This is a genomic window from Microcoleus sp. LEGE 07076, assembly GCF_015207455.1.
Classification (GTDB): domain Bacteria; phylum Cyanobacteriota; class Cyanobacteriia; order Cyanobacteriales; family Microcoleaceae; genus Microcoleus.
Genome location: NZ_JADEWV010000269.1, coordinates 1 through 6,461, shown reverse-complemented (window position 1 = coordinate 6,461; position 6,461 = coordinate 1). Strand labels below are relative to the sequence as shown.

The window sequence follows — 6,461 nt, the reverse complement described above, 5'->3', positions numbered from 1 at the left end:
TTCTCTTTTCTCATAATTTGACAAACTCACCGAAGAATACGGGCTAGAAAAAATTAAGACAATTGGGGACGGCTATATGGTAGCATCTGGATTGCCAATCCTCCGCGACGATCATGCCGATGCGATCGTCCAAATGGCGCTAGCCATGCAGCAAGCTATGACGCGGCTAAACACCCAAACACAAGAATTTCACAGCCTGCGAATTGGCATTCACTCCGGGCCCGTAGTTGCAGGAGTCATCGGAACTAAAAAGTTCAGCTACGATCTCTGGGGCGACACCGTAAACACGGCAAGCCGCATGGAACAGTACAGTTTTCCAGGCTGCATTCAAGTGACAGAAGACACCTACAAGCAGTTGTCAAAAAAACATTTGTTTGCAGAAAGGGGAATGATTGATGTTAAAGGCAAAGGCAAAATGAAAACTTACCTTTTAGATTGCTCGGAACATCTCAACAGGTGTACAGCCTGAAATCAATTCCGGTAATACCGTCAGGTGATTGTTGACAGTTGACGGTTGACGGTTGACAGTTGACGGTTGAGTGTGAATCGAATAACTGACTGTCGCACCGAGATGAGGTAGCAACTTGTAAAAATCATTAATGGAAAATCTGAAGTCGTACTAGACGAAACTATCCATTCCCAATGACCAATGACCAATTCCCAAAGTTAAGGAGATCGCAAAAATGGGTTTAGTTTTAATTATAGACGATGCAGCATTTGCGAGACGAATGATTCGCAAAGCTGTCGAAGAACCAGGACATCAAGTCATAGAAGCAACCAACGGACAAGAAGGCTTAAATATGGCTGCGGAGCATTCGCCAGACTGCATTATGACAGATTTGTTGATGCCAGAAATGGACGGTTTCGCATTCCTAAAAGCTCTGAGAGACAAAGGAACGAAAATTCCAGTAATTGTACTTTCAGCAGATATTCAAGACAGCGCTAGACTGAAGTGCGAAGAATTGGGAGCATTTATGATGTTGAAAAAGCCCCCAAAAGCTCCAGATATTCAGGCTGCCATCCAAAAAGCTCTGGATAGCAAATAGGAGATATTAGAGTGGAGCTAACAGCAGATGAAATCGATGCCTTGAAAGAGTTAATCAATATTGGCGTGGGCAGTGCCGCTGGAATGTTGAACGAAATGATTCAATTTCCCATCGAGTTGCAGATTCCCGAGATTGAGCTTTTATCGGCTCTAGAGCTGCGAAGCAAATTAAAAGAATGCTTCGGTATAGAGCCTCTTTCCACCGTGCAGCTCGGCTTCAGCGGCTCATTTAGCGGCAGCGCCCAGCTACTTTTTCCTACCGACAGTGCGGTGAATTTAGTCTCTGTTCTCACTGGCGAAGAAAAAGGAAGCCCCGACCTTGATTCTCTCAAAATTAGTACCCTCAGCGAGGTGGGGAATATGGTCATTAACGGCATTATGGGTTCTATTGGCAACATCTTAGACCAACCGTTAGACTATGATGTTCCCTATTACGTAGAGGAAGCGATTGAGGAGTTACTGTTAAAAGAAGAGTCTCTAGATTGTGGCAGCGTGCTGTTAGCTCCGGCTCACTTTAGTATTGAAGAACTGGAAATTCAAGGAGACATTATGCTGTTTTTCGATGTAGGTTCCTTTCAGATGCTGTTGAAGGCGATCGCCGCAGCATCTTAATATCGCAGGACAAAATTGTAAGAACCAACCGGGTTTGGGACTGCAAGTGCAGAAAATGTTCTACAGACTGCGACTGCCCTGTTTACTTAATAAATTGTATAAAACAAGCTAAAACATGGATACACAAAATCAAGCAATAGGCTCAGAATCTCCCGAAATTGACTCGCCAGCCAGCGGGGATGCGGTAGAGACAAAACTTGCCGAAACCGAGGTAAACCAGCCGCCAGCAGAGATTGTCAACAACCAGTACCGACAGCAACTGATTATGGCTCTAGCAGCAGTCAGAGATGGCGATTTTAGCGTTCGTTTGCCGGCCGACAACGGCTTGGGTGAAATTGCTAAAGTTTTTAATGAAATGGTGAGTGTCAATGAAAAATTTGCCGACGAAATCGATCGCGTCAGTCAAGCAGTTGCCGAAGAAGGAAAAGTCCCAAAATCAATAGAATTTAAAGAATTTAAAGGTTCTTGGGTTAGCAGTATTGACGCGGTGAATGCGACGCTCCACAGCTTAATTACCCCGACGATAGACATGGCGCGAGTGCTGCACGCTGTAGCTAAAGGCGATTTGTCTGAAAAATTTAGCTTAGAATTTGAAGGAAAACCGATGAAAGGATTGTTCCGCCGTATTGGAACTACTCTCAACAAAATGGTAGACCAATTAAATGGTTTTTCCTTAGAAGTAACTCGCGTCGCCCGGGAAGTTGGCAGCGAAGGCAAATTGGGTACTCAAGCACAGGTAGAAGGGCGATCGGGTATTTGGAAAGAAATTACCGAAAGCGTTAACTTGATGGCGGCAAATCTCACCAATCAAGTGCGAAATATTACGAAAGTTGCAATTGCGATTAGTGTCGGTGATTTGAATGAAAAAATTACAGTTGAAGCTGAAGGGGAAATTTTGCAACTGAAAGATACTCTCAATCAAATGGTTGACAGTCTCAACGATTTTGCAAAAGAGGTGACGCGGGTAGCAAAAGAGGTGGGAACTGAGGGCAAGCTCGGCGGTCAAGCACAAGTGCACGGAGTGGCTGGTGTCTGGAAAGATTTAACCCAAAATGTTAATTTAATGGCCAGCAATCTTACGAGTCAGGTACGCAATATTGCTGAAGTTACTACGGCGGTAGCTAGGGGAAATTTGTCTGAGAAAATTACTGTGGAAGCTGAAGGGGAAATTCTGGAGCTGAAGAATACGATTAACGAAATGACTGTTCAGCTAAACGAGTTTGCTTTAGAAGTGACGCGAGTTGCTAGAGAAGTTGGCGTTGAAGGCAAATTGGGGGGTCAAGCAACGGTTGAGGGTTTGTCGGGTATTTGGCTGAGTTTGGCTGGAAATGTGAATATTATGGCGGCTAATCTTACGGAGCAAGTTCGGAGTATTGCGGAAGTTTCTACGGCTGTGGCTGAGGGAGATTTGTCTAAGAAAATTACTGTGGAAGTTCAAGGAGAAATTCTGGAACTGAAGGATACGCTAAATACAATGGTTGACCAGCTTAATACTTTTGCAGATGAAGTTACTGGGCTGGCGAAACAGGTAGTTGCGGGACAGTTGGGAGGACAGGCGACAGTTCCTGATATCAGCGGTACTTGGAAAGATTTGACGGATAATGTTAATGTAATGGCGGCTAATTTGACGAGTCAGGTACAGCAGATTTCTCAAGTGGCGATCGCAGTTAGCAGTGCTTCGGAAGAATTGATTGTCGAAAGCCAAAGTATGGGGGCTGTGGCTGAAGAAACTTCGGCTCAAGCGGGGACGGTTTCTGGGGCGGCTGATTTAGTTAATAGCAATACTCAATCGGTAGCTACTGGGATTGAGGAGATGAATGTGAGTATTAAGGAAATTGCTAAGAATGCTTCGGAGGCTGCGACGGTTGCTAATTCGGCGGTGAAAATGGCTGAAACTACGAATGAAACTATCACTAAACTTGGCGTTAGCAGTGCTGAAATTGGTAATGTTGTCAAGGTGATTACTTCGATCGCCCAACAAACTAATTTGCTGGCTCTGAATGCTACAATTGAGGCGGCGCGGGCTGGAGAAGCGGGGAAGGGTTTTGCGGTGGTGGCGACTGAGGTGAAGGAGTTGGCGAAACAAACGGCGGCGGCGACTGAGGATATCAGCAAGAAGGTGGAAGCTATTCAAGCTGATACTAAAAGTTCCGTGCAGGCGATCGCCCAAATTACTTTTATTATCAATCAAATCAGCGATTTTCAAACGACGATCGCCAGTGCAGTGGAGGAACAAACGGCTACAACTACCGAAATTGCGCGCAACGTGCATCAATTGGCGATCGGTTCTGAGGAAATTGCCCGCAATATTACCAGCGTCGCCGATGCAGCGGGAAGTACCGCCACCAGTGCTAGCAATACTCAAAATTCGGCGATCGAACTGTCAAAAACTGCAACCCTACTGCAAGGACTTGTCAATCAGTTTAAGTATTGATTTTGTCAGTTGACAGTAGTCAGTAGTCAGTTGTTAGTTGCTGCTATTCTCGTTTCCATGCCTAGCCTGGAAACCAGTTAAATATAAAGCCAAAGTTACTAAGCAGGATATCTAAATATTAACCGAGACAAGCTACCGATTTTATTAGCCATACCAATTCTAAAATAATTACATTGTGCGTCCTGGAATGCTTAAAATCAATCCCCAATCAGGTAATTGCGGCTGCACCCGACATCATTAGGTTGTGCGTCCAAGACTGCTTAAAATGAATTCTCAATGACCAATGACTAATGACCAATGACTAATGACTAATCACTCAACTCCCAATTACCAAAAATGCCAACCTACTCAAAACCAATTTCATTAATTCTAATTGGTGGCTTTTCGGATTCTGAAAATCAGACCTTGCGCGAAACGTTAAAAGCAGAGGAATATGTATTTGCCACAAGTACGGATTTATACAATTGCTTAGATATCGCTGAGTGCCACCATCCCAAAGCTGCAATCATAGATTTTGCAGCGATAGAACACAATTATTTGGCGATTATCCAATTTTTGCAGTTGTTACAAATACCCACGATAATTCTCAGCGACGAATTAGCAAAAAATATGATTCAGTATTTGTCGATGGCAGGCATATTCGCCACTCTCAAAAAAACCAACAATCAATTAGAATTGCAGCGCGCCCTGGCAATTAGTGCATATCCAAACAGTGGCAATACAATTGATTGTCATAGTCAATTTCTGGATTTCAACTTAGGCAGCAGCCAAACAGGAAAACACAACAAATTACAGGATGTGGTTAACAAAGCCATCGGCACAGCAGTTTCTCAAATGAGCGAAACGATCGCCTGCGAGGTAGAATATGAAATGCCATCAGTTCGAGCGATGTCCCCACTATTTTTGCAAAAAAACTTGATTGAAATCTTGGGAAAAAACTTAGTATCTGTAGCGCAACTTGATTTTAGCGGTAATTTATCCGGTTCGGCTCAAATGTTGTTTTCCTGCGAGGCTGCCGATGCTATTGTCTTAGCTATCAACGGCGGTGGCGATGTCGCCAGCGAAGAATTCAAGCAAGATAAAGCCGACATCATGGGAGAAATTGGCAATTTAGCTATTAGCGGTATCGTGGGCACATTTAGCAACACATTAAAATACAATCTAGATTATGTAGTTCCCAACTATATAGAAGGTTATGTGGATGAAATTTTTAGTGCTATGAATTTCACTATGAGGTCAACAATTTTACTATTTATGTCTCATTTCAAAATTATAGATATTGGCGTAGAAGGCGATTTGATTCTATTTTTTCAAGCTCGCTTACTACTCGATTTGTTATTTAGAGCTTAATAAAATGCCTAAAATCAAAGTTTTAATTGTTGATGATTCGGTAGTGGTGCGCCGATTGTTGAGTAATGTACTTGACGGCGATGCAGCACTGGAAGTTGTGGGTACTGCACCCAACGGTAAAATTGCTTTGGCTAAGATTTCTCAGGTGCATCCAGATTTGATTGTGCTGGATGTGGAAATGCCGGAAATGGACGGTTTGGAGACGCTGGCGGCAATCCGAAAACTTGACGGAGACATTCCAGTAATTATGTTTAGCGCGCTCACGGAGTTGGGCGCTGTTACTAGTCTAAATGCTCTGGCCCTGGGTGCTACGGATTACGTTACCAAGCCTCACAATATGATGAGCAAGGAAGCGGCGATAGAACAAGTCCGCGAGCAATTGATTCCGAAAATTAAGGCTTTTTGCAATGGCGGTAACAGGAAAAATTTGGGTAAAATTCCGGCTACAAAGAATGCAGAGGTTGCTATTAGAAAAACGCTCATTGAAGCGGGTTTTATATCGTCTAATTCAGCGGCAAATATTAAAGCTAAAGTCGAAATTGTGGCGGTTGGGGCTTCGACGGGAGGGCCAAATGCTTTGGAAACTGTTTTGCAGGGTTTGCCGGCTAATTTCCCTGTACCAATTGTGATTGTGCAGCATATGCCGCCGGTTTTTACGAAGCGTTTGGCCGATCGACTCGCCGAAAAGTGCAAAATTAGAGTGGAGGAGGCTGTGACGGGAAGTATTGTCGAACCGGGAGTTGCTTGGATAGCGCCCGGTGATTATCACATGGTGCTGGAAAAACAGGGTTTTCGAGGGCGAATTGTCACGAATCAGGAGGCGCGGGAAAATTCTTGTCGCCCTGCGGTTGATGTGCTGTTTCGATCGACTGCTAAGATTTATGGTGCTGGTGTTTTGGGCGTGGTGTTGACTGGAATGGGGCAGGATGGGCTGCTAGGCTGTCAGAATATCCGGGAGGCTGGGGGTAAGATTATTGTTCAAGATGAGACTAGCAGCGTAGTCTGGGGGATGCCGGGAAG

5 protein-coding genes and 1 pseudogene are annotated in these 6,461 nt (G+C 44.3%); all 6 read left to right on the top strand.

Features of this window, described 5'->3' with window-relative positions; all coding sequences use genetic code 11:
• Positions 1-469: pseudogene (locus IQ270_RS26760) on the top strand (adenylate/guanylate cyclase domain-containing protein); the annotation flags it as partial.
• A 214-nt stretch (positions 470-683) separates the two neighbouring features.
• Positions 684-1,046, top strand: coding sequence for a response regulator (locus IQ270_RS26755; protein WP_193976193.1), 363 nt, complete (start codon positions 684-686; stop codon positions 1,044-1,046).
• A gap of 11 nt (positions 1,047-1,057) precedes the next feature.
• Complete coding sequence (locus IQ270_RS26750) at positions 1,058-1,657, top strand: chemotaxis protein CheX (RefSeq protein WP_193976192.1); 600 nt, start codon at positions 1,058-1,060, stop codon at positions 1,655-1,657.
• Positions 1,658-1,772: 115 nt separating this feature from the next.
• Complete coding sequence (locus IQ270_RS26745; protein ID WP_193976191.1) at positions 1,773-4,091, top strand: methyl-accepting chemotaxis protein; 2,319 nt, start codon at positions 1,773-1,775, stop codon at positions 4,089-4,091.
• Between the two features lie 336 nt (positions 4,092-4,427).
• The gene (locus tag IQ270_RS26740; RefSeq protein WP_193976190.1) at positions 4,428-5,441 is read left to right on the top strand and encodes a hypothetical protein; all 1,014 of its coding nucleotides are present in this window, start codon (positions 4,428-4,430) and stop codon (positions 5,439-5,441) included.
• Between the two features lie 4 nt (positions 5,442-5,445).
• The coding region (locus tag IQ270_RS26735; RefSeq protein WP_193976189.1) for a chemotaxis response regulator protein-glutamate methylesterase at positions 5,446-6,461 on the top strand (1,016 nt) is incomplete at its 3' end.